We start from the raw sequence: 22,910 nt of genomic DNA, 5'->3' as shown, positions 1-22,910 counted from the left end.
ATAGAGGCCCTCAGGGCAATGAGTTCGCGCCCTTCACGCATATCAGACCAATCCACCAAAACAATGGGCATGGTGTGCTGTGTCAGTAACCACTTAGCATGCCATTGGTAGACCGCTAGTCTCTCGTGATGAAGATGATGGTTGCCGAGCAACCTGTCGATACGCTTAATCGAATGTTTGGTTTGCGCATGAGTTCCATCAATATGACGACCTAAAGCGGTCAATGTAAGACGGTCTGAATCAATGAGGGCCTGGCAAGCAACCATGAGGGTATTTAGACGCTTTTGGTGAATTTCTGGGCAATGTTGATAGAGAGATTGATGTAAGATAGTTAACGCTTGCACCTTGGAAGTCCGTGATTGGTTTTTGTTTGCGCTTAATCAGATCACATTCCAAGGTGTAAGTTCACTCTAATCTCATGATTTATCTCAAAGTTATCAGGGGATTCCTCAGGGTGGAGCAGGTTTAGAGCTTGTGGACGAGGAAAAAGGCAAAGAAGAAGTCTCTAAATTAAAGATGGCAAAACAAGGGAAATGTAGTAAATAGATTTACTCATAACCAAACTATCTATATTTAGTTCTAAGTCCCCCAACAAAAAGCCCTGTTACTTTCGATAAGCAACAGGGCTTTATTTTACGCTAAGGCTTAGCGCGGAGAGCTTAGTGTTTCAGCTGCTTCTCGAGGAAATCGGCCAGTGAACGGTACAGATGAGTACGCACCTTCTCACCGCGCATCGAGTGCTTAGAGCCGGGATAATCGATCATCTGAAACAGCTTGCCCTCATCCTGCAGCGCCTTGTAGACCCGAGTACTGTTTTCGAATAACACGTTGTCGTCGGCCATGCCGTGGTACATAAGCAAACCAGACTGATAGCCCTTAACGTACGGCAATACACTGCTGGCCGCGTAGCCGTCCGCATTGGTCTCTGGATGCGATAGATAACGCTCTGTGTAGTGAGTGTCATACAGAGACCAGTCGGTCACAGGCGCGCCTGAAATCGCCGCCTTAAAATGATCCGGCGCCTTAAACAGGCTCATCAGGGCCATGTAGCCGCCATAGCTATGGCCATAGATGGCGATGTTATTGCCATCCACATAGCTCAGGCTACGCAGGTAGTCGACGCCCGCTTTCTGATCGTTCACCTCGGCCTCGCCCAGATGTTTATAGATCACCTGTTCGAACTTGGTACCACGATGGGCAGAGCCACGGTTATCCAGCTGGAACACGATGAAGCCCTGTTGTAGCAGATACTGGGTAAAGTAATCGTGCTCGCTCCAGCTATTCACCACCAGCTGGGCATGGGGCCCGCCGTAGACGCGCACCACCACGGGGTATTGCTTGTTGGCATCAAATTGCGTCGGCTTAAACAGACGATATTGCAGCGCCTGACCGTCTTCTGCCTTTATCTGGCCAAACTCGGGCAATTGCCACTGACCAAAGTAAGGATAGAGAGGGTGCGCCTTATCCACCTTGTTCTGCTCCACCCAGGCCAGACGCTTGCCCTGCTCGTCGTGCAAGCTGATCTGCGGCGGCTGCGCTAGGCTGCTGAAGTAATCCAGATAGATCGCCTGATTGTCGGCAAATACTGGCGCGTGCATGCCGCTACGCTTGCTCAGCTGCTCAATCTTGCCGCCCTTGAGTGGCACGCGAAACAGATGCTGCTCGACCACACTCGCCTTGCGGCCGGTAAAATAGACCCAGCCTTCCTGCTCATCCACATGCACCAGCTCATCTACCGCCCAGTCGCCCTTAGTCAACCGCTTAAGCAGTCGTCCCTGTTGATCGAACAGATACAGATGGTTAAAGCCATCGCGCTCCGATGCCCACAGCATCTGCGGTGATTTTTTGAGGAAATATAGGTCGTTATTCAGATTCACCCAGGCGCCACTCTCCTCGCGGATCATGGTCATGGGGGCATCCTGGCTGCGTAGATCGACAATACGCAGATCTAAGGTTTTCTGATCCCGGCTCTGCCACTGAAAAGAGAGCTGCAGGCTGTCTGGCAACCATTTCACTCTCGGCAGGTAGATATCCTTATCTTCCCCCAAGTCGACCCAGCGCACCTTTTTATCGGCCAGCGTCACCACGCCCAAGTCGATGACCACGTTGTTCTTACCCGCGTAAGGGTAACGCTGCTCGGTCAGCTTGATACCGTCGGCATAGATCTCGTTGCGGGTCACCAGCTCTACACCGGACTCGTCAATACGGGTAAAGGCGATGGCCGACTCATCCGGCGCCCACCAGTAACCCGTCATTCTGTCCATCTCTTCCTGAGCGACAAACTCGGCCATGCCGTTCTTGATGGCGCCGCCCCCGTCTGTGGTCATGGCGGTGAGCTTCTGGGTTTTCAGATCGAATACATAGAGGTTTTGATCTCTAACGAAAGAGACATAATGCCCCTTAGGCGACAGCTTGGCATCCGTGGTAAAGCCCTCACCTACCGGTAGCGGCGTCACCTTGTTGTCACTCAGAGAGTAGTAATAGAGCGCCCCCGAGGCTGGAATGAGCAAGGCCTGGCTATCATCAGACCAGAAATATTCCATAATTCCCTGACCATAGATGCGCTGACGCTCACGCCGCGCCTTCTCCTCGTCGGACAGTTCGGCACTTTTTAACTTGTCGGCATCGAGCAGCAGGCTCTGTTTACCCGTTGCCACCTCCATCTGCCAGAGATCATAGAAGTGTTGATCTTCCGCGCGCCCCGCCAGATAGGTCACCCGAGTACCGTCAGGCGACAGCTTTAATCCCCTAGGGCTACTCCCCGCCAACGCTGGCGAGGCATAGAGCCTTTCGATAGTAAGGGGCTCGTTGCCGCCAAGTGGCTGTACAAGTTGGGGCTGTGACGCACTTACCGCATGAGATAAAAACATAGGCACCGCCATTAAGGCTGAACTTATCCATTTTTTAGTCATTATTATGTCCGGATAGAAAACAGTTAGGTCAAATTGCAGGCTGCCATTGTGCCCTAAAGTGACCCAAAACGAAAACCGCGATCCAGCCGACCTAAATTGCCGCTGAAAAAATGATTCATCTGGGGTAGAATCGCCCGCATAACAAGATAAACAAGATCTGACCTCCAGTGCGAGCCTAGCTCCCATTTGTCATAGGAAATAACATGCAAACTCTGGCACAACACCTTAGTTCACAAGGAATTCAAGCTCCGCTAGCCCAGCTGTTAACCACGCTGGCCGATACCTCCAAAGCCATCAGCCACGCGGTGCGTCACGGCGCCCTTGCAGGCGTGCTGGGCGCCACCGAACAGGAAAACGTTCAAGGCGAAACCCAGAAGAAGCTCGACGTGATCACCAACGACATGCTCAAAGAAGCCTTAACCGCCGACAGCACGGTACGTGGCCTGGCATCTGAAGAGGAAGATCATATCGTCGAGGTAGGTCAGAGTGGCGATTTCCTGGTTTGTTTCGACCCGTTAGATGGTTCGTCAAACATCGACATCAACTCACTGGTGGGCACCATCTTCTCGGTACTGCCGGCTCCTCAGGGTGAGCTAAGCGAGCAGAGCTTCTTGCAGCCGGGGCGCCAACAAGTCGCCGCAGGTTATGTGCTATACGGCCCATCGACCATGCTGGCACTCACGACTGGGCAAGGTGTACAGCTATTTACCCTCAACCCTGAGACCAACGAGTACCTGCTGACCAACGACGCCATGTCCATCAGCAAGGACACGAGTGAATTTGCCATCAACATGTCTAACCAGCGTTTCTGGGAAGCACCGATGCAGACCTATATCGCCGATCTGCTGCTTGGCAAAATCGGTCCACGCGAGAAATCATTCAACATGCGCTGGATAGCGGCCATGGTTGGCGACGTGCACCGCGTACTATCACGCGGCGGCCTGTTCACCTACCCCACCGACAACAAGAACCCAGAGAAGCCATACAAGCTACGTCTGATGTACGAAGCCAACCCTATGTCTTTCCTAGTCGAGCAGGCGGGCGGCAAGGCCTCTACCGGTTATGAAACCATCATGGACATTCAGCCAAGCGAGATCCACCAGCGCGTCGCTGTGATCTTAGGCTCGGCCAACGAAGTCGATGCTTGCCTGGAATACCATGGTCAGGATTACAGCGAAGAGCCAAGCCTGTAAGCTAGTCTGCTTCTTTAAAAAGTAAAAAAGTCGCCAACAGGCGACTTTTTTATTACTCATCATGGCTTGTTTTAAATGCCAACATCATAGACGCTATCAACCACACTCAAACTGGCATAAAAAATTTGTTAAGTGCGTACTTCACCATTGAGCCTATCCTAGGGAAGGTGCGAATAAGTCCCCTGCTTGCTCTGCGTGTGCTTAAAGTGGATAGATGCTAGGCACAGTTTGCAGCGAATGGCCCTAGTCCTTCGCAAGAACTGTAACGCAGCAAATACCGCTGTAAGCCTCGCCCTGCGGGGCTTTGATAGCAACACCATTTCGGCGTTATTCAACTTCAGCAGGCCTCGGCATGCCCTCAGTTGAATGCCTTGAACTGTCGCTGCTATCAAAGCCAGAGCTGTGCGTGCTTGCTCTGCGTGTGCTTAAAGTGGATAGATGCTAGGCACAGTTTGCAGCGAATGGCCCTAGTCCTTCGCAAGAACTGTAACGCAGCAAATACCGCTGTAAGCCTCGCCCTGCGGGGCTTTGATAGCAACACCATTTCGGCGTTATTCAACTTCAGCAGGCCTCGGCATGCCCTCAGTTGAATGCCTTGAACTGTCGCTGCTATCAAAGCCAGAGCTGTGCGACGACTTGTTCGCACCTTCCCTAGGTTAAAGCCAATCACATTCCCCCATCATAGACATCAAGGCTACTTGGGTTCGATCTGCTCCACCATCAGCTGCAGACTTTCGTTGCCACGAAACTCATTGATATCCAGCTTGTAGGCAACCTCGGCGTATTGGATGGTGGCATCTGGCCAGGTGGCGAGATCCACGTTGAAGGCGATAGCATCCACCATGGTCTGGCCGCACTCGCTCTCGAGCACTAACTTGAGGTGACGCTCGCCGACGATCCGCTGCTGCAGGATACGAAACACACCATCGAATATCGGCTCGGGGAAATTCTGTCCCCAGGGGCCGGCGCTGCGAAGCTCTCTGGCCAGTGCCATGTTGAGCTGGGCCGGGCTCAGCTCACCGTCGCTGACGATCTCGCCGGTAAGTTGTTCTGGCGCTAACAGTTCGCGCACCGCCTCATCATAGGCCTTGGCGAAACGCTCGAACTCTCCGGCGTGCAGCGACAGGCCCGCCGCCATGGCATGACCGCCAAACTTGATGATCATCCCGGGATGACGGGCGTTGATCAGCTCAAGCAGGTCGCGCATATGCAGGCCCTTGATGGAGCGCGCCGAGCCCTTGATGGAGCGCGCCGAGCCCTTGATCTCGCCTTCCCCCGCCTCGGCAAAGGCGATCACCGGCCTGTGGTATCTGTCCTTGATACGCGACGCCAGGATACCTATCACCCCCTGATGCCAGTCCTGCTGATAGAGGGCGATGCCCCAGGGCAGTTCACTCTCATCAAGCGACAGACTCTCCAGACGTTTTAACGCCTCCTGCTGCATGCCGGTTTCCAGCTCGCGCCGCTCGGCGTTGAGCCCGTCCAGCTCGCTGGCCATGCGCCGCGCCCGCATCATGTCGTCACACAATAAGGTCTCGACTCCAAGTGCCATCTCATCCAGGCGCCCGGCGGCGTTCAGCCTAGGGCCGACCGCGAAACCAAAATCTGAGGCCACGATGCGTGAGGTGTTGCGCTTGGCGACCTCGAGGAGCGCGGTGATCCCTGGGCGACAACGCCCCGCCCGCACCCGCTTGAGCCCGGCGTCCACCAAGATACGGTTGTTGGTGTCGAGCGACACCACGTCCGCCACAGTGCCCAGGGCAACTACATCAAGCAGACTGGCGAGATTGGGCTCTTGTATGCCTTGGGCCTGATACCAGGCGCGACTGCGCAGCTCGGCGCGCAGGGCCGACATGAGATAGAAAGCCACCCCAACCCCGGCGATCGCCTTACTGGCAAAGCCACAACCCAGTTGGTTAGGGTTCACTATCGCGTCGGCCTCGGGCACGCTTTTGCCCGGCAGGTGATGGTCAGTGATCACCACCTGCATCCCCAGCGCCTTGGCCGCCGCAACGCCCTCGATAGAAGAGATGCCATTATCTACCGTGATCAGCAGCTCGGCTCCCATCTGCTGCGCCACATGCACTATCTCAGGGCTGAGGCCATAGCCGTAATCGAAACGGTTAGGAATGAGGTAGTCCACATTGGTCGCCCCCATCATCCTCAGGGCTAGCAGGCAGACACTAGTGGATGTAGCGCCATCGGCATCGAAGTCACCGACGATCAGTATCGATTGCTGTTTGGCCATGGCGTCGGCGATGATGGCCGCGGCCTTATCCACATCCTTTAGCGTGTCGGGGCGCAGCAGATTAGCCAGTGCCAACTCGCAGTCGCTCGTGGTGCAGCCTCGGCTGGCATAGACTTGTTTTAGGATGGGAGAAAGATGACTCGGCAGATGGCTGTCATCTACCTTGGGGCGGCGCACTATCTTATGGATCACGACTCAAACAACCTTTAAAAATCTTGCCGCTAGCATAACAAAGCCAGCGCTGAACACACAGCAAAAGATGGGCAAAAAAAGGTGAGCCGTGGCTCACCTTGTTTCACGCGTTAGCGAGTTATTGGACGCGATCCAGCACCTGGATCAGCTGCTCGGGCGGCTGATAACCCGGGATCATGGTGCCGTCTTCCAGGATAATGGCAGGTGTGCCATTTACGCCCAGGCTCTGACCCAGGTTATATTGCTGGGCGATCTTGGCGTCACACTTGGCGCCGCTGATCTGCTTGCCCGCCTTGGCATCGGTTAGTGCCTTAAGCGGATCCGCCGAGCACCATACGGCTTCCATATCGGTAGCATTCTTCGATGGTATACCCTGACGCGGGAAGGCCAGGTAACGCACAGTGATGCCTAAATCGTTGTACTGATCAATCTGGTTGTGCAGCTTGCGGCAGTAACCACAGGTGATATCGGTAAATACGGTGACCACATGCTTCTCGTTCTTGGCCTTGTAGACCAGCATGTTCGGCTCGAACGGCTTGATCGCCTCCATACGCGGGCCAGCCAGGGCGGCCTCGGTCAGGTTCTTCATGCCATTATCGAGATCATACAGATTGCCGTGCAACAGCTTGCTGCCATCTTTACTGATATAGAGTACGCCACGGTTAGTGATCGCCTCATACAAGCCTGGAATAGAAGACTGACTCAGGCTTTGTACCTCTACGCCTAAGGTGTCTGTTAATTTCTGCTTCAACTGGTCGCCATTGTCGACCACGTTATTCGATGCCGCCATCAGGGGCATGGCCACCATGGCAACAACTAAGGTGAGCGCTCGGGTAAACTTCATTAGAATTCCTATAGGGTGTTAGGGCTAATAGCATTAAAGCAAATTAGGCTGCCGGTATTCCAACCTAAATTGTTACTAAAACTTGCTATGACCAATATGTCATTTTTATAGACCGGCCTTGAGGCAGAAAAGTTACATGCTCACGGTCGCTAAAGCAAACGAATAATCGCAATGGCCGCCACACTTTAGCGCATTCATGGGGCATTTCTCTGATTCAGATCAGCCTCTGGGGTGATGTTGTTGATGCAGCTGCGCCAATCTGGCCTTAGCCACATGGGTGTAGATCTGGGTCGTCGACAGGTCGCTATGGCCAAGCAGTAGCTGCACCACACGTAAGTCCGCGCCATGATTGAGCAGGTGAGTCGCAAAGGCATGCCTCAGGGTATGGGGCGACAGATGCACATAGATACCGGCGCGCTGGGCGTATAACTTAATCCTGTGCCAGAAGGTCTGGCGGGTCATCATGTTGCCCCGCTTTGAGGGAAACACCACATCGCTGGCCTTACCCTTGAGCAGCTCGAACCTGGCCGCCTTGAGATAATCTTCTATCTCGGCGCCCGCCTGCTCGCCAAAGGGCACCAGACGCTCCTTGCTGCCCTTACCGACGATACGCACCACGCCTTGTCTCAGGCTCATCTGATCCAGCGTCAGCCCCACCAGCTCAGACACCCGCAGGCCACTGGCATAGAGCAGCTCCAGCATGGCGCGGTCCCTGGCCTCGACGGGATCTTCCCGATTGGGCTCGTTGAGCAGGCGATCCACATCTGCCTCGCTCAGGGCGTCGGGGAGCTTTCGTGCCAGCTTGGGCGGCTTGATCATCGCCATGGGGTCGACCTCGATCAGCTTCTTCGCCAGCAGGTATTTATAGAAGCGCTTCAGGCTACTGAGCAACCTGGCGCTGCTGGTCTTGGCAAAACCCTGTTCGACCCTTTGAGCCAAGTAGTTCCGCACCTCGGCCTGACTGGCCGACAACAGGCTGGAGCGCTGCTTTTGAAGGTAGCGATCGAAGTGGCTCAGATCGCTACGATAGGCCTGCAGCGTGTGATCGCTCAGCCCCTTGGCGGCCCAGAGCTCATCGAGAAAGGGCTCGATGAGAGGATCCAGATGATGGGCTTGAGCTTGAGCCGACATGCAACACTTCCTTATCAGATAAAAAAACGGTGCTAACTCTCAAAGTTAACACCGTTATCTTACGCTATGGGCGTAAACGACATCAATTGAGTACCGCCTCGCCGCTCTGGCGTTTGACCACTAAGCAGGCAAAAATGGTAATTGCCGTCGGCAGTAACCAGGCCATACCTTGAGCCGACAGTGGCATCACATCGAACACGCTCATGTCGACACCCGCAGCCTTGAGGCCGTCGATGATGCCAAACACCAGGGCCACGCTCAGCACCATGCGGTGGGCAAAGGCCGGCTGAGCGAAGCGCTCGGTCAAGTAAGTCACAGCCACCAGGGCGATGGCTACCGGGTAGATGGTGACCAGCACAGGGATGCTGATGCTGATCAGCTGCGCCAGGCCTACGTTCGCCACCACGGCGCAGGTCACACTCATCACCACCACCAGTAGCTTATAAGAGAGGCGAGGCATCAGCTCGTTGAAGTATTCGGCGCAGGCAGACACCAGGCCAACAACCGTAGTCAGACAGGCCAGGGTCACTACGGCCGCCAGCAATAGCTGGCCCGAGGCACCAAACTGATGATTCACATAGTTGGTCAGGATCACCCCGCCGTTATCGGCACCCACGGCCAGGTCACCGGCGGTCGCGCCCAGATAGAACAGCGAGATATAAACAAACGCCAGGCCACCAGCGGCGATAAAGGCCGCACGCACCAGATACTTGGTCTGCTCTCTTGGCGAATCCACGCCCTTCTTACGCAGCAGATCGATGATCAGCATGCCGAAGATCAGCGACGCCAGAGTATCCATGGTGTTATAGCCTTCGATGATCCCCTTGGTTAATGGGTTCACCTGATAATCGCCTACGGCTGGCGCCACCTCGGCGCCCGGCAGGATCACCACAGAGAGCGCCAGGCCCATCAATAGGATGATCATGATAGGGGTCAGCACCTTGCCCACGCTGTCCAGCAGTTTACCGGGAAACAGCGATAACAGCATGGCGATACCGAAGAAGATGCTGGTGTAGAGGAGTTGTGAGCTGGTGAAGACCACACCGGCAAGTTCAAAACTCGCCTCGGCATTTTCGATGAAGGGCTTGTAACCCATCTCATAGGCGACGAGACCGGCGCGGGGCGCCGCAAAAGCCGGGCCTATGATGATATAGATGGCGACCGCCAGCATGGTCGCGACCAGCGGCGGCAGTAGGCCCATCACCTTGCCATTGGCCTTCGCCACGGCGATCAGGGTGATCAGCGGCAGGGTCACCGCCGTCAGCAGGAAGCCAATCATGGCCCAAGACATATTCTCACCGGCAAGGAATCCGGCCAGTGGCGGGAAGATCAGGTTACCCGCCCCCAAGAAGAAGGCAAAGGTCATAAAACCTAAGCCCAATGTATCCGTCATACTCAATTTATTATTCTGCACACAACGCCCCGTTAATCTGCTTTGTATAATGATCTTAATCGCTTAGTGGAAATTATCGGCTAATGACCGCGACCTTCATTGCGTGTAAACCTCTTATTACACGTCTCCGTGGTAAATCTAGCCCATTCTTGGCTACTTCTTGAACGACAGCAGGATTAACTAACGCTAAAAATGCATTCAAACTGGCTTACCTGGCTCAAATCAAGGCTTTCAGCCCTGACAGGAAGACCTACTATTAGCAAAAAGGTTAATGAGACACAAGATCAGGGCGGCAGATCGACGCAAGTGAGAGCGTAAATTTAACAATCTCGCCACACCCTGTTTTCACCCGTCACACCAGGCAACATTTGGCCCTAGCAAGATTCACTGTTTTGCGCCCCTGTAACAGCGGACTTTCTGCCCTTGGCGCAATCACGTACAATGCGCCCCAAGAGTTTCTATCCCCAAACGTCAGACCATGCCCTTTACCTTCAAGCAATTTCACGTCGATGACAGCCACTGCGGCATGCCCGTCAGCACAGATGGCGTCCTGCTCGGCGCCTGGGCCCCACTTACTCAGGCAAAAACCATACTGGATATCGGCGCGGGCAGTGGTCTGCTGAGCCTGATGGCGGCCCAGCGTAGCGAGGCCTGCATACGGGCGCTGGAGATAGACCCCATGGCGGCCAGGGACTGTCAGCATAATATCGACCAGAGCCCCTGGCGCAATCGCATCTCGCTAACCCAGGCGGATCTGCTGGAATGGTACCCCCTTGCTCAGGCGCAGGATCAGGCTCAGTTTGATCATATCCTCTGCAACCCGCCCTATTTCGATAACGGTCCCCAAGCCCAATGCGACAAGCGCGCCCAGGCCAGACACACAGACAGCCTGGCATTCGCAGACCTGCTAACGGCCATCAAGCACCTGCTCACCCCACAGGGCCAGGCGAGCCTGATCCTGCCCGCTGCCAGCCTGGACAGATTCCTGTCGCTGCTCCCCCAATGCGAGTTGGCGCTCCAGGCCAGGGTCGATATCACCACTACCCCGACCAAGGCACCTCAGCGCCACCTGCTATGCCTGAGCCACGGCGCGCCGAGCACAGAGGTGAAGACAGAAAGCCTCAGCATACGCACGGCCTCAGGGGAGTACAGCGAGGCGATGGTCGCCCTGACCCAGGCCTTCTATCTCAAGCTCTAAGGCGCGGCGATGACGCGAGGCAAGCGGCCTCGCACTTTACTCAGGTTTGGGTGTATAATGCCGCGCTATTATTTAGAGAGACGCAGCGCATGCAATTTGAAGATTTCCACCTTGACGACACCCTGCTCGAGTCGCTCAAGGCCATGGGCCATCTTGCCCCGACGACCATCCAGCAACAGACGATCCCCCTAGCCCTGGAGCATAAAGATATCCTGGCGCGGGCACCGACAGGAACCGGCAAGACCGCCAGCTTCCTGTTACCGGCGCTGCAACACCTGCTGGACTTCCCGCGCCGCTACTCGGGCCATGCGCGCGTGCTGATCCTCACGCCTACCCGTGAGCTGGCGAGTCAGGTACACAGATACGCCTCTCACCTGGCCACCGGCCTGGGACTGGATATTGCCATCATCACCGGCGGCGTACCTTATGGTCCTCAGGAGCAGGCGCTCAAGGAAAATATCGACATTCTGGTGGCCACACCCGGCCGTCTGATGGAGTACCTGGACAAGCAACTCTTCGACGCCCAGTCGGTAGAGATCTTAGTGATCGACGAAGCCGACCGCATGCTGGACATGGGCTTCTCGTCGGCGGTACAGTCCATCGCCATCGAGGCGCAGCAGCGCAAGCACAACATGCTGTTCTCGGCCACCCTGGAAGGCGGTGGCGTGAGCCGCTTCGCCGAGATGCTGCTGACCAATCCCGTCACCATAGAGACCAAGCCACCGCGCAGCGAGAAGGCCAAGATCCACCAATGGATGCACCTTGCCGACGATAAGGATCATAAGTTCGCCCTACTGTGCGACATCCTCAAGCGTGAAGAGGTGAGCCGCGCCATCGTCTTCGTCAAGACCCGTGAGGTCGTGGCCAGCCTGGAAGGTCAGCTGCAGCAGGCCGGTATCCACTGCGCCTTCATGCGCGGCGACATGGAACAGAAGGCGCGTTTTCAGGCGCTGGGACGCTTCACCAAGGGTGAGGTTAACGTGCTGCTGGCCACAGACGTGGCGGCACGGGGCATAGACATCGACGGCATCACCCATGTGATCAACTTCGACATGCCGCGCTCGGCCGACACCTATGTGCACCGCATAGGTCGCACCGGCCGCGCCGGTAACAAGGGCACCGCCATCTCACTGGTGGAGGCCCACGACATGCGCGTGGTGGCCAAGATTGAACGCTATATCGAGCAGCCGCTGAAACGCCGGGTGATCGACTCGCTGCGCCCTAAGCATAAGGAAGCTAAGGTGCCCACCAAGAAGAAGGTGAAGAGCAGCGACAAGAAGAGCCCCAAGAAGGGCAAGAAGAAACGCTAAGCACTATTGGACTCATGTCTACCATCTCGACAATGAAGCGTCCCCCAGGGGGCGCTTTTTTATGAAAAATTAACAAGTCGATAGCAAACATCACCAGCTTCACTTGATTTTCAATATGTTAAATTGGTTTAACAGAGTAAATTTGACACAATTTATTTACAAAAAGACTTTTGCGCACCGAGTAGACTCTGGTAATTTATAGGGCATTAGCTCAGCACGGAATAGCATGAAGTCAATGATAAAAATTATCCTACGAAGAGTTTTCCCGCCCATCCTTATCCTGATCGTCTTCGGTCTATTTGCCGCACTCTTGATAAGCACTCAGGAAGCCCCTGAGCAGAAAGCGGAAGAGATGCCCGTCCCCATAGTGGATGTGATGCAGGTAAAGAGTGAGACCGTCTCACTCAACCTGCCCTCCTACGGCGTGGTGCTCCCCAAGAACAAGACCCAACTGGTCACAGAGGTGCAGGGACGCATGCTGACCATCTCGGACAAGTTTGTCGCTGGTGGCATAGTCAAACGCGGTGATATGCTGGCGCAGATCGAGCCCTCAGATTACGAGGCGGATCTGATGCAGGCTCAGGCTACCCTGGCTCAGGCCAAGGCCGCACTGGACGAGGAGATCGCCCGCGGCGAGGTGGCCAAGAACGACTGGAAAGGTTATGACGGCGGCGTACCGCCTGAGCTGGGCCTGCGTGTGCCTCAACTCAAGAAGGAGCAAGCCAACGTCAAATTTGCCGAGGCAGCCCTGGCGCGTGCCCAGCGCAACCTGGAGCGCACCACCATACGCGCACCATTTGACGGCATCATCAAGTCTCGCAACGTAGATCTGGGCCAATATGTCACCCTGGGCACTAACCTGGGTGAACTGTACGACACCCGCATCGCCGAGATCCGCCTGCCACTGGCCAACCATGAACTGGCCTACCTGGAGTCTATCGACAACCCAGACACCCAGGTGACCCTCAGCGCCGAGTTGGCGGGCCGCACAGTGAACTGGACAGGCAAGATAGTGCGCAGCGAAGGGGTGATCGACGCCGACAACCGCATGGTCTATCTGGTGGCCGAGGTCAAAGACCCTTACCTCAGACAGAATAAGGATGCAGGTCAGTTGCCGCTGAAATATGGCAGCTTCGTTAACGCCATCATCAAGGGGCGCACGGTCGAAAGGATAGTCAAGCTGCCTCGCTACATCGTCAGGGATCATCAGGTCGCCGTAGTTCGTGACGACAATACGCTAGAAATGCGTGAGGTCAAGGTAGTACGCAGCGATATTGAAAACGTCTATATCAAGGACAGCCTGGAAGATGGCGAGCGCATCTCGCTCACCACCATCAACAACATGGCCACCGGCCAGCTGGTGAAGGTGATCGGCGAAGAGGACAAGTCCCAGAGCAAGGACAAAGAGGAAGATGAACAGCAGACCTTAGTGGCAGCAGGTGAGCAGTAATGGAGACCAATACCCACAAAGGCATTATCGCCTGGTTTGCCCGCAACAGCGTGGCGGCCAACCTCTTGATGTTTGCGCTGTTGATCGGCGGCCTGTTCAGCACCTTGCTGATCAACAAGGAGATCTTTCCCTCCTTCGAGCTGAACTATTTGCAAATTTCCGTGGCTTATCCCGGCGCAGCTCCCCAGGAGATCGAAGAAGGGATCAACATCAAGATCGAAGAGGCGATCCAGGATATCAGCGGCATCAAGAAGGTGACCTCGGTCGCCAGCGAAGGCGCGGGTAATGTCACCATCGAAGTTGAAGACGGTTTCGATGCCCAGGATATCCTCGACGAGGCCAAGCTACGCATCGACGCCATCGCCACCTTCCCCGACAATATCGAAAAGCCCAACATCTTCCGTATCAAGCCGGAAAACAACGTCATCTGGGTCTCTGTGTATGGCGACATGAACCTGCACGAGATGAAGGAGCTGGCCAAGAGCATACGCAAGGAGATCACCGCTCTGCCCGCCGTTACCCGTGCCCAGGTCACAGGTGTGCGCGACTATGAGATAGGCATAGAAGTATCGGAAGACAAGCTACGCGAGTACGGCCTGAGCTTCGCCGAGGTGGCCATAGCGGTGCGTAACTCCTCCATCGACCTGCCCGGCGGCTCGATTCGCGCCGAGGATGGCGACATACTGTTGCGCACCAAGGGCCAGGCCTACACGGGCGATGACTTTGCCAAGATAGTAATCAAGACACGTAAAGATGGCAGCCGCATCATGCTTCCCGAGGTGGCCAACATACGCGACGACTTCGAGGAACGTCTGGAATATACCCGTTTCAACGGCAAGCCCGCGGCCATCATCGAGGTGCTGAGCGTCGACGATCAGAACGCGCTGGATATCTCCTCCCAGGTGAAGGCCTATGTGGAGGAGCGCCGAGCCACCCTGCCGGCAACCACTCAACTGGATACCTGGGGCGACTTGACCCACTACCTCAAGGGTCGTCTCAACATGATGCTGTCGAACATGTTCTACGGTGCTTTGTTGGTGTTTATCATACTGGCGCTGTTCCTCGAATTGCGTCTGGCCTTCTGGGTAATGTTGGGTCTGCCTGTCTGTTTCCTCGGCGCCATGCTGATCATGCCGCTGGAGCCCTTCTCGCTGTCGATCAACATGCTGACCCTGTTCGCCTTTATTCTGGTGCTGGGGATAGTGGTGGATGACGCCATCGTCATCGGCGAGAGCGCCTATACCGAGATCGAGCGCCACGGCCACTCGCTGGACAATGTGATCAAGGGCGCCCACAAGGTCGCCATGCCCGCCACCTTCGGCGTTCTGACCACCATAGCCGCCTTCATCCCCATGCTCATGGTGTCCGGCCCCATGGCGATCATCTGGAAATCGATTGGCCTAGTGGTGATCCTCTGTCTCGCCTTCTCACTGGTGGAGTCAAAGCTTATCCTGCCGGCGCACCTGGCACACCTTAAGCCGCGCCGCCCGAATCCTAATCCCAACCGATTTGTGCGCACTAAGATGGCGCTTAACAACAAGGTGCAACACTTTATCCATCATAACTACCGCACCTTCATCGGCCACTGTATCGAGCACAGATACAATGTGGTCGCCACCTTCGTGGGCGTGCTCATCCTCTCGGTGGCTTTGGTCGCCAGCGGTAAGGTGCGCTGGGTCTTCTTCCCCGATATCCCGTCCGACTTCATTCAGGTGAGATTGGAGATGGATGTGGGCAGCTCTGAGGCCAACACCCTCAAGGTGGTCAAGGAGATCGAGAACGCCCTCTATGTGATGAACGATCAGATGGAAGACGACTACGGCTATCCTGTGGTGAAACACAGCTTCATCAACATGGGGTCGCGCACCTCGGCCTTTATCTTCGCCGAGCTGACCAAGGGTGAAGACAGGGACGTGGACGGTGTCACCATCGCCGATGCCTGGCGCAAGGCGCTGCCGGAGCTGATCTCGGTGAAGAAGCTCAACATCAACGCCAGCACCAACGACGCCGGTGGCGATATCTCCTTCAGGCTCACCTCGAGCGACCTGGAGCAGCTCTCCCAGGCCGCCGACGAGCTGAAACAGAAGCTGCGCACCTACGAGGGGGTGTATGACATCTCGGATAACTACTCCTCGGGTAGCCACGAGATCCGCCTGGCGATCAAACCCGAGGCCGAGGCCCTGGGGCTGACCCTGTCGGACTTGGCCAGCCAGGTGCGTTACGGCTTCTACGGCTATGAGGCCCAGCGTATTTTGCGCAACAAGGAAGAGGTCAAGGTGATGGTGCGCTATCCGCTCGAGCAGCGCCGCACCCTGGGGCATCTGGAAAACATGATGATCCGCACGCCCCAAGGCACCTCTGTGCCCTTCTCTAGCGTAGCCAATATCGAGCTGGGCGACTCTTACTCGTCGATCACCCGTGTAGATGGCCGCCGCGCCATCACCGTGGTCGCCAACGCCAACAAGAACGTGGTCGAGCCCTCTAAGGTGGTTGGTGAGATCCAGAAGGATTTCCTGCCTTATCTCCAGAGCAAGTATCGCCACATATCCACCACACTCGATGGTGGCAGCGCCGATGAACAGAGCGCCATGATAGGCCTTATTCAGGGCTTCTTCTTTGCCATGTTCACCATCTATGCGCTGATGGCGATTCCACTCAAGTCCTACAGCCAGCCGCTGATCATCATGTCGGTGATCCCCTTTGGCATCATCGGCGCCCTGTTCGGCCACTTCATCCTGGGACTCTCCATGAGCGTCCTCAGCCTGTGTGGTATCGTGGCGCTGGCCGGGGTGGTGGTGAACGACTCGCTGATCCTGGTGGACTTCGTCAACCGCGCCCGAGCCCAGGGCTTGCCGCTGAAAGAGGCGGCCATAGACGCAGGTTGTTATCGTTTTCGCGCGATCATCCTCACCTCTATGACCACCTTCGTCGGCCTGGTGCCTATCATCTTAGAGCGCAGCCTGCAGGCGCAGATAGTGATCCCCATGGCCACCTCGCTGGCCTTCGGTATCCTCTTCTCGACTGTGGTGACCCTGGTACTGGTCCCCGTGCTCTATATCATTCTCAACGATATCAGACGCCTCTTCCGTTGGTGGTGGCAACCCCGCAGCTATCGCATCGAAGGTGAACAGTCCTGATTGACAGTGGAGATACATTCAAAGGGAGGCTAAGCCTCCCTTTTTGATCCAGCTGACGTTTTCGCCGCGTCAAACGCGGTAGACTCGTGCCATCACCTTTACGAGCCGCCTTACCAAGGGCTTGTTCACCACAGCTTACCCGTGAGAGCCATGAGCCAGTCCACCTTAGTCTACGATATTCGCAACAGCCGCTACCTTAACATCACAGGGCGTTGCACCCTGCGCTGCCTGTTCTGCCCCAAGCATAACGGCAGCAAGCAGGTGCATGAGTATCAGCTGGATCTCGACCATCAACCCAAGAGCGAGGAGATCATCCCTTTGCTTGGCGAGGTCAGTCAGTTCGACGAATATGTGTTCTGCGGCTATGGCGAGCCGACACTCAACCTAGTCACCCTGCTCGAGGTGGCGCGGGAAATAAAGCGCCGCGGCGGCCGGGTTCGAGTCAACACCGACGGCCTGGGTAACCTGTTTCACCGGCGCAACATACTGCCTGAGCTGTCCCAGGTGGTCGACGCCCTCTCTATCTCCCTCAACGCCGATACCGAGGCGGCCTATCTCACACACTGTCAGCCTAAGCTCAAGGGGGCTTATCAGGCGTTGTGGGACTTTATCCGCCAAGCACCAAGCTATATAGAGCAGGTGCAGGTGTCTGCCATCGAGGGCTTGCAAGGTGTGGATATCGACCGCTGCCGTGAGCTGGTCAGTGAGGCCAAGGCTGAATTTAAACACAGAAAACTTGGGGTCGTCGGCTAGCGTTGCCGGTTTGTAACCGACTGTGTTCTGCGGCGAAAATCATGCTAACATAGCCGCAAAATCACTCGGGAAACACCGCTTGCAATGCTGACGCAGAAACAACCACAACTGATCGCCGGACAGGGCCTGCACTGGTCTGCGCAACGCATCTTCTCGGTGGTCACCCAGATCATCATCTTGCTGATCAGCGTCTTGCTTCTCACTAACGTCATCATCACCCTGGGCGAGCGCCGCCTGCAGGAAGATTGGGCGACCCAGAGATACAGCGAGCTGCAATCTGTCGGCACCCTGATCGCCGACAAGGTCTCCTTCCAGCAGTTTCGTACCCAGATGTTTGCCAACGATGAACTGCTCAAGCGCTACCTGACCATCCCCAGCGAGGTGCGTCAGCGCAAGCTACAGGAAAGCTGGGAGGTGATGATACGCAACATTCCCGAGCTGCTCGATATCGCCCTGTTCGATCCCCAGGGCAAGTATAAATTCTCCACCACCAACGACTTTAGCCGTGACCCGCTACCACCCTCGCTGCTGGGCGGAGCGCGCAACATGGGCGGCAACGAGGTCTACACCTCGCCGCTGGAATTTACCCCCATCAAGGGCAAGCTGGAGCCTTACCTCTATCAGCTGGCCTGGCTTGAGAATCCCGACCAGAGCGTGCGCGGCTACCTGCTGACCTATCAGTCGATGACTCGCATGCTAAAGAGCATCAAGCCCGCCTACTCCAGCGCCGAGTCGCCGCTGCTAATGCTCGACACCCAGGGGCTGCTGTACGCCGGCGCCGAGAGCAAGCCGACCATCAACCGCATCCCGGATACCATGGGCGGCAGCCTGCGTCAGACCTATCCGGCGCTATGGCGCAAGATGGCCATGAGCAACTTCGGCCAATTCCATGGCGACGACGCCACCTTCGTCTACCTCAAGATAGAGCTGACCACTCAGTATGAGACGCGCCGGGAATACTACCTGGTCTCCTATGTGCGCAACGACGCCATCGCCGAGCTGTTCTCCGAGTGGCGCAACATCTTAATCGTCGGTGCCGTGGTACTCACCCTGCTGGCACTGGCGCTGATCCTGCTGAGCCACTCCTACCGCATAGGTCAGCGCTCGCGGGAATACAGCATAGAGCTGGCTCACCGCCTGTTCCACCAGGATATCGGCTGCGTGATCATCAACGACAAGAACCGGGTGATGACCGCCAACGAGAAGGCCGCCGAGCTATTGTGTCTGCCCCTGGATGAGCTGCAGGATCGAAACCTGCAACGCATCTTGCAGTTTGAGAACGAGCAGTACGCCGAAGTAGCCGCCCAGCTGGAGGCCAACAACAAGTGGCAGGGAGTCATCGACTTCGACTCGCCAGGCGGCAGTCATCTAGCGATCACTGTCACCAGCTCGCCGCGTCGCAGTCGCCAGGAGAAATATTATCTGGTGACCTTCGAGGATGTGTCTCAGCTCAGAAAGGCCCAGCATCAGGCCAAGCTCAACGAGCTATTGAACGACAATGCCATCCCCTGCGCCCTGGTGCAGGCCAACGGCATGCTGGAGCTGGCCAACCAGGCCTTCATGCAGCTGGTCTCCATCCATGATATTCAGGGCAAGAACCTCACCGAGCTGCTCAACAACGATCTCAGCTCCCAGTGGCCGAGGATCACCCAGCAGATCTTGCTGCAGGGCAACTGGAAGGGGCAGATCCTCTGTGACCCCAACAGCAAGGAGAATACCTGTCTGCAGGCGACCCTCAAGGGCCACCTCGACGCCGCCGGTGAGATAGAACATATCGTCTGTACCCTGGAGCAGGCGCAGAAGCGCGCCCTGCTGCAGGACTCGGGCGACTTCATCCCTCACCGCAGCGCCATCTTAGTCAACCTCAGGGATCTGGATGACTACTTTAAGTCCCTCAGTGCCACCAGCCGTGAGCACTCCAGCCTGCTGCTGATCGACATCACCGCCGAGAGCATGCTGAGCCACATGAGCGACATAGGTCAGCTGGAGAATCGTCAGCGCGAGGTGGAGATCCATATCCTCAGAACCCTGCCGGTCAACTACCAGATGTCCCATTGGCAGCTGGGCAAGCTGATCGTCATCCTGCCCGACACCAACTCGGACGATGCCCACCATTTCGCGGTGAAGTCGTTAAATGGCCTCAACGAGATCGGCCTGGGTACGGGGATCTGCATGGGGATCGCCAGCTACCAGACGGGCCAGAACCTGGAGCAGTACCTGAGTAATGCCGAGGTGGCGCTCAAGCGCGCCAAGCAGATAGGCGAGCAGAATATTTGCCAGGCGTTTACAAGGCAAAACTAGGTTTTTGCCGTTTACCCTTTAGTGTGGTGGCCGCTGGCTGAGTGGTCACTTGGTTGGGGCATTGAAGGTCGTACCTTCATGGCAACCTAGCGCCTGTCCGGCGGGCTTGTTTGTTCACATTTCGCTGCTGTAGCGTCTACCGAGTTTGTTGTTGGGATGCGAGTTGAAGGTCGTACCTTCATGGCAATCTATCACCTGTCCGGCGGGGATCGTGCAAACACTATTTTGGCACGGTGAGTGAAGCACTGCTTCATGCTAACGAACGAGAGGCATGGATGCCGAACTGGCCTTTAAACAGGGAGGTTGTTCGAGCACATCCCTGTGGGCTCTGCGAAATTATCTGACCTCCACGGATGGAGGGAATGCCAAAAAATGTCGGGAACATTTTTGGCCCAGATTTCGAAGGCCAAAATCGTGTTTACACTGGATATCCAACGCCTCTTCGATTTGGCGGTATTTGGCGCGAGTAGCGAATCTAAAGGCTGGGTTATTTTTGCCCCAAAATCAGTCACACTGTTCATAACTGTAAATACAGTTAATAAGGATATGATTATAGAAAACTAATGTGAAATGGTTTTGTGTAGTCTATGCAGTCGTACCTGCTATTCTTTTGTGTTCATGCACATATTTACGATGGATACCCAACCATCAGTTAGGTTTATATGTATACAGTTCAATGAGTTATCTTCAATGTTAGTATTATTTACTAACTACGCTGGCATAGATAGTATCAGGGATAAACAATGGCATCCGTACTAATTGATCAAAATATTGTTACCTTCGGAAACATAATGATGCCCACGAAAATAGATGGTGTTATTGGTTATGTTAGAAAACCACCAGTAGGCAAGCCCAGTAATTGGTTGAGGGATGAGTTTGATCTGTTACCAACTATATCAAAACTGATTAATTGTGGTGAGTTGTCTGCATACAGAGCTTGCTCTGCGTGTGCTTAAAGTGGATAGATGCTAGGCACAGTTTGCAGCGAATGGCCCTAGTCCTTCGCAAGAACTGTAACGCAGCAAATACCGCTGTAAGCCTCGCCCTGCGGGGCTTTGATAGCAACACCATTTCGGCGTTATTCAACTTCAGCAGGCCTCGGCATGCCCTCAGTTGAATGCCTTGAACTGTCGCTGCTATCAAAGCCAGAGCTGTGCGACGACTTGTTCGCACCTTCCCTAGGTAATTTGTTTCCTAGCTATGAAATGAGAGAGGTCGAACCAGCAATAGAAAGGTCTTATTTCTTTCAATCACAATTGACTCACTACCTTAATACCAGCAACGTTGTAAAATTTTGCAAGTGGCTAAATACAAAAGGTATTGAAGATAGTGCGTTGAATTTAATACAGTCCAAAACACTGCCTGAATGTATGATAAATAATCTCAAAAATATTTCAAGATATCAAGAAATGTGTCGAATGCTGCAAAAAGACGAACAATATATTGATGCTTTCCATTTGTGGACTGGAGAAGTTAATAATATTGATTATTTTTTGACAGTCGATAAAAAATTTATCAACGCCATTAAAAGATCAAACAGCAAATGCAAACCAGTACTACCAAGCCAACTACTCGATTTAATTGGAGTAACCAAAATAGAGCCATTTAAATTTAAAGAGAATTTCTTTTATGGAATTGGTGGTAATGAAATATGGAAAATTGATCAATAACTAAATTCAAGTTGCCTAATATTAACGTTAGCAAGATTAGGCAGATGCTTAGATAAGTTGAGAAAAATTGATTATAGCGATAGAAAGCATGAACACATTTTTAGGGAAAGCCTAAGGCTTATATTCATGAAAAGACTTGCAAAACAGTAGAATATGATACATTAGGAGCTGTGATTTGAAACAACAAGTTAAAGGTATTTTTTATTTTATAATCATTACATTTCCCCAGTTCGGGGTTACAGAGGAAGTTAAAATATTCGATTTTGGTCGATATGTCGGTCATCTATACTCAGATGGTTCAGGTTCGGTCGCAAAACGGTTTGATCCAAAGGTTACAGAAAGCTGTAAGAGTTTCTCTTGCAGGTACGATCGAGAAAATGCAGATGTAAATAGTGTATTTAAAAACTCATGGTCATTTCACATAAAGAATGATGAGATGACTGACAAACAGGTTATTACCGTTTCGAGAAAAGCGTATAAGATTTCGAAAGATTTTGGAGAAATGAAATTAAATAGCAATATCTATCTGTGGTTAAATATATCAGATAAAGATGAAGAGATATTATGCATTTCTGGTCATAACTATCCTAAAAAGAAAGGAATGATTAGAGTCGATAATAATGATTTAATCGAAACAAATGTTAATGGCTGCTTGCCTTTGAACGAAAGTTTAGATTCACAAATGAGGTCTGGAAATAAGATTACTATACGTGGATATCATTGGCCCTATGATGGTGCAGAAACATTTGACATAGATCTTGGAGGCTATACAAAAACAATGACTTTTTTACGAGGTCAACGTTTAGATTAGCGTAAGCCATCAAATACCAACACAGCATCGTTGCGTTGGTATTTAAAGTATTACCATCTCGGTATCGCAATACATTTCCTAATGAGACTTTTTGCTTTAAGAGCCTTTGCGCTAACTGATTTCTGTCCGTGCGACCTGAGGTCGTATGAAGCGTTGTTCACCGCTTAACGAGTGAACCATCTGTATCACCAGATGAACCTACGAGCCTGAATAAAGCAGCGGCTCGGACAATGTAACGAAACTTGGCCGTTAGGCTGAGTGGGAAAAGAATCGTGAGAGGACGTTCCTCCTGAAAACCACAATTCGGGTAAGTGCTAGGTAGTCAGTATGATGAACGTATGTGAATCCATTCAAGGTGCGTTATATG

At 54.1% G+C, this 22,910-nt stretch carries 14 protein-coding genes and 1 pseudogene; 9 read left to right on the top strand and 6 right to left on the bottom strand.

The window, feature by feature from the left end; genetic code table 11:
- Together L1D47_RS16715 and L1D47_RS16710 are read right to left on the bottom strand one after the other, a co-directional pair.
- Positions 1 to 344: pseudogene (locus tag L1D47_RS16715) on the bottom strand (IS4 family transposase); the annotation flags it as partial.
- Positions 345 to 659: 315 nt separating this feature from the next.
- Complete coding sequence (locus L1D47_RS16710) at positions 660 to 2,912, bottom strand: S9 family peptidase (protein ID WP_239886118.1); 2,253 nt, start codon at positions 2,910 to 2,912, stop codon at positions 660 to 662.
- A gap of 203 nt (positions 2,913 to 3,115) precedes the next feature.
- Here L1D47_RS16710 and L1D47_RS16705 point away from each other — a divergent pair, with 203 nt between their 5' ends.
- A complete protein-coding gene (locus L1D47_RS16705) occupies positions 3,116 to 4,105 on the top strand; it encodes a class 1 fructose-bisphosphatase (RefSeq protein WP_239886117.1) in 990 nt (329 codons plus the stop codon).
- 694 nt (positions 4,106 to 4,799) lie between these two features.
- Here the strand turns inward: L1D47_RS16705 and recJ are convergent.
- The 4 genes from recJ to brnQ all read right to left on the bottom strand — a co-directional run bounded on the left by recJ (position 4,800) and on the right by brnQ (position 9,934).
- Entirely contained in the window at positions 4,800 to 6,545 is a 1,746-nt protein-coding gene (recJ, locus tag L1D47_RS16700) for a single-stranded-DNA-specific exonuclease RecJ (RefSeq protein ID WP_239886116.1), read from the bottom strand.
- A 118-nt stretch (positions 6,546 to 6,663) separates the two neighbouring features.
- Positions 6,664 to 7,389: a bifunctional protein-disulfide isomerase/oxidoreductase DsbC gene (gene dsbC, locus L1D47_RS16695; RefSeq protein ID WP_239886115.1), complete on the bottom strand. Its 726-nt coding sequence runs from the start codon at positions 7,387 to 7,389 to the stop codon at positions 6,664 to 6,666.
- Positions 7,390 to 7,608: 219 nt separating this feature from the next.
- On the bottom strand, positions 7,609 to 8,520 hold the full coding sequence (xerD, locus tag L1D47_RS16690; RefSeq protein WP_239886114.1) for a site-specific tyrosine recombinase XerD: 912 nt from the start codon (positions 8,518 to 8,520) through the stop codon (positions 7,609 to 7,611).
- Positions 8,521 to 8,602: 82 nt separating this feature from the next.
- Positions 8,603 to 9,934: a branched-chain amino acid transport system II carrier protein gene (brnQ, locus tag L1D47_RS16685; RefSeq protein WP_239886113.1), complete on the bottom strand. Its 1,332-nt coding sequence runs from the start codon at positions 9,932 to 9,934 to the stop codon at positions 8,603 to 8,605.
- Between the two features lie 457 nt (positions 9,935 to 10,391).
- On the opposite strand from brnQ, the gene L1D47_RS16680 reads away from it, so the two are divergent.
- From L1D47_RS16680 to L1D47_RS16645, 8 genes are all read left to right on the top strand, one after another.
- Positions 10,392 to 11,111: a methyltransferase gene (locus L1D47_RS16680; protein WP_239886112.1), complete on the top strand. Its 720-nt coding sequence runs from the start codon at positions 10,392 to 10,394 to the stop codon at positions 11,109 to 11,111.
- Positions 11,112 to 11,200: 89 nt separating this feature from the next.
- Positions 11,201 to 12,421, top strand: coding sequence for an ATP-dependent RNA helicase SrmB (srmB, locus tag L1D47_RS16675; RefSeq protein ID WP_041508543.1), 1,221 nt, complete (start codon positions 11,201 to 11,203; stop codon positions 12,419 to 12,421).
- A 235-nt stretch (positions 12,422 to 12,656) separates the two neighbouring features.
- Entirely contained in the window at positions 12,657 to 13,871 is a 1,215-nt protein-coding gene (locus L1D47_RS16670) for an efflux RND transporter periplasmic adaptor subunit (RefSeq protein WP_239886119.1), read from the top strand.
- Entirely contained in the window at positions 13,871 to 17,008 is a 3,138-nt protein-coding gene (locus L1D47_RS16665) for an efflux RND transporter permease subunit (protein WP_239886111.1), read from the top strand. The genes L1D47_RS16670 and L1D47_RS16665 overlap by 1 nt, the downstream gene beginning before the upstream one ends.
- Positions 17,009 to 17,158: 150 nt before the next feature.
- Positions 17,159 to 17,761: a TatD family nuclease-associated radical SAM protein gene (locus L1D47_RS16660; protein ID WP_239886110.1), complete on the top strand. Its 603-nt coding sequence runs from the start codon at positions 17,159 to 17,161 to the stop codon at positions 17,759 to 17,761.
- A gap of 84 nt (positions 17,762 to 17,845) precedes the next feature.
- Complete coding sequence (locus L1D47_RS16655) at positions 17,846 to 20,062, top strand: PAS domain-containing protein (protein ID WP_239886109.1); 2,217 nt, start codon at positions 17,846 to 17,848, stop codon at positions 20,060 to 20,062.
- Positions 20,063 to 21,165: 1,103 nt separating this feature from the next.
- Positions 21,166 to 21,732, top strand: a complete 567-nt coding sequence (locus L1D47_RS16650) for a hypothetical protein (RefSeq protein WP_239886108.1) — start codon at positions 21,166 to 21,168, stop codon at positions 21,730 to 21,732.
- A 175-nt stretch (positions 21,733 to 21,907) separates the two neighbouring features.
- Positions 21,908 to 22,543 carry a hypothetical protein gene (locus tag L1D47_RS16645; protein ID WP_239886107.1) on the top strand — a complete coding sequence of 212 codons (636 nt, stop codon included), beginning with the start codon at positions 21,908 to 21,910 and terminating at the stop codon, positions 22,541 to 22,543.
- The last annotated feature ends 367 nt before the right edge of the window (positions 22,544 to 22,910 follow it).

It is taken from the genome of Shewanella sp. Isolate7, assembly GCF_022398425.1.
Classification (GTDB): Bacteria; Pseudomonadota; Gammaproteobacteria; order Enterobacterales; family Shewanellaceae; genus Shewanella.
This window is presented reverse-complemented; position numbering and strand designations above follow the sequence as displayed.

Bases quoted from the DNA above. Each gene is read 5' to 3' on its own strand.
- L1D47_RS16710 (WP_239886118.1), bottom strand. From the start codon at position 2,912: ATGACTAAAAAATGGATAAGTTCAGCCTTAATGGCGGTGCCTATGTTT.
- L1D47_RS16705 (WP_239886117.1), top strand. From the start codon at position 3,116: ATGCAAACTCTGGCACAACACCTTAGTTCACAAGGAATTCAAGCTCCG.
- dsbC (WP_239886115.1), bottom strand. From the start codon at position 7,389: ATGAAGTTTACCCGAGCGCTCACCTTAGTTGTTGCCATGGTGGCCATG.
- xerD (WP_239886114.1), bottom strand. From the start codon at position 8,520: ATGTCGGCTCAAGCTCAAGCCCATCATCTGGATCCTCTCATCGAGCCC.
- L1D47_RS16680 (WP_239886112.1), top strand. From the start codon at position 10,392: ATGCCCTTTACCTTCAAGCAATTTCACGTCGATGACAGCCACTGCGGC.
- srmB (WP_041508543.1), top strand. From the start codon at position 11,201: ATGCAATTTGAAGATTTCCACCTTGACGACACCCTGCTCGAGTCGCTC.
- L1D47_RS16670 (WP_239886119.1), top strand. From the start codon at position 12,657: ATGATAAAAATTATCCTACGAAGAGTTTTCCCGCCCATCCTTATCCTG.
- L1D47_RS16665 (WP_239886111.1), top strand. From the start codon at position 13,871: ATGGAGACCAATACCCACAAAGGCATTATCGCCTGGTTTGCCCGCAAC.
- L1D47_RS16660 (WP_239886110.1), top strand. From the start codon at position 17,159: ATGAGCCAGTCCACCTTAGTCTACGATATTCGCAACAGCCGCTACCTT.
- L1D47_RS16655 (WP_239886109.1), top strand. From the start codon at position 17,846: ATGCTGACGCAGAAACAACCACAACTGATCGCCGGACAGGGCCTGCAC.
- L1D47_RS16650 (WP_239886108.1), top strand. From the start codon at position 21,166: ATGCCCTCAGTTGAATGCCTTGAACTGTCGCTGCTATCAAAGCCAGAG.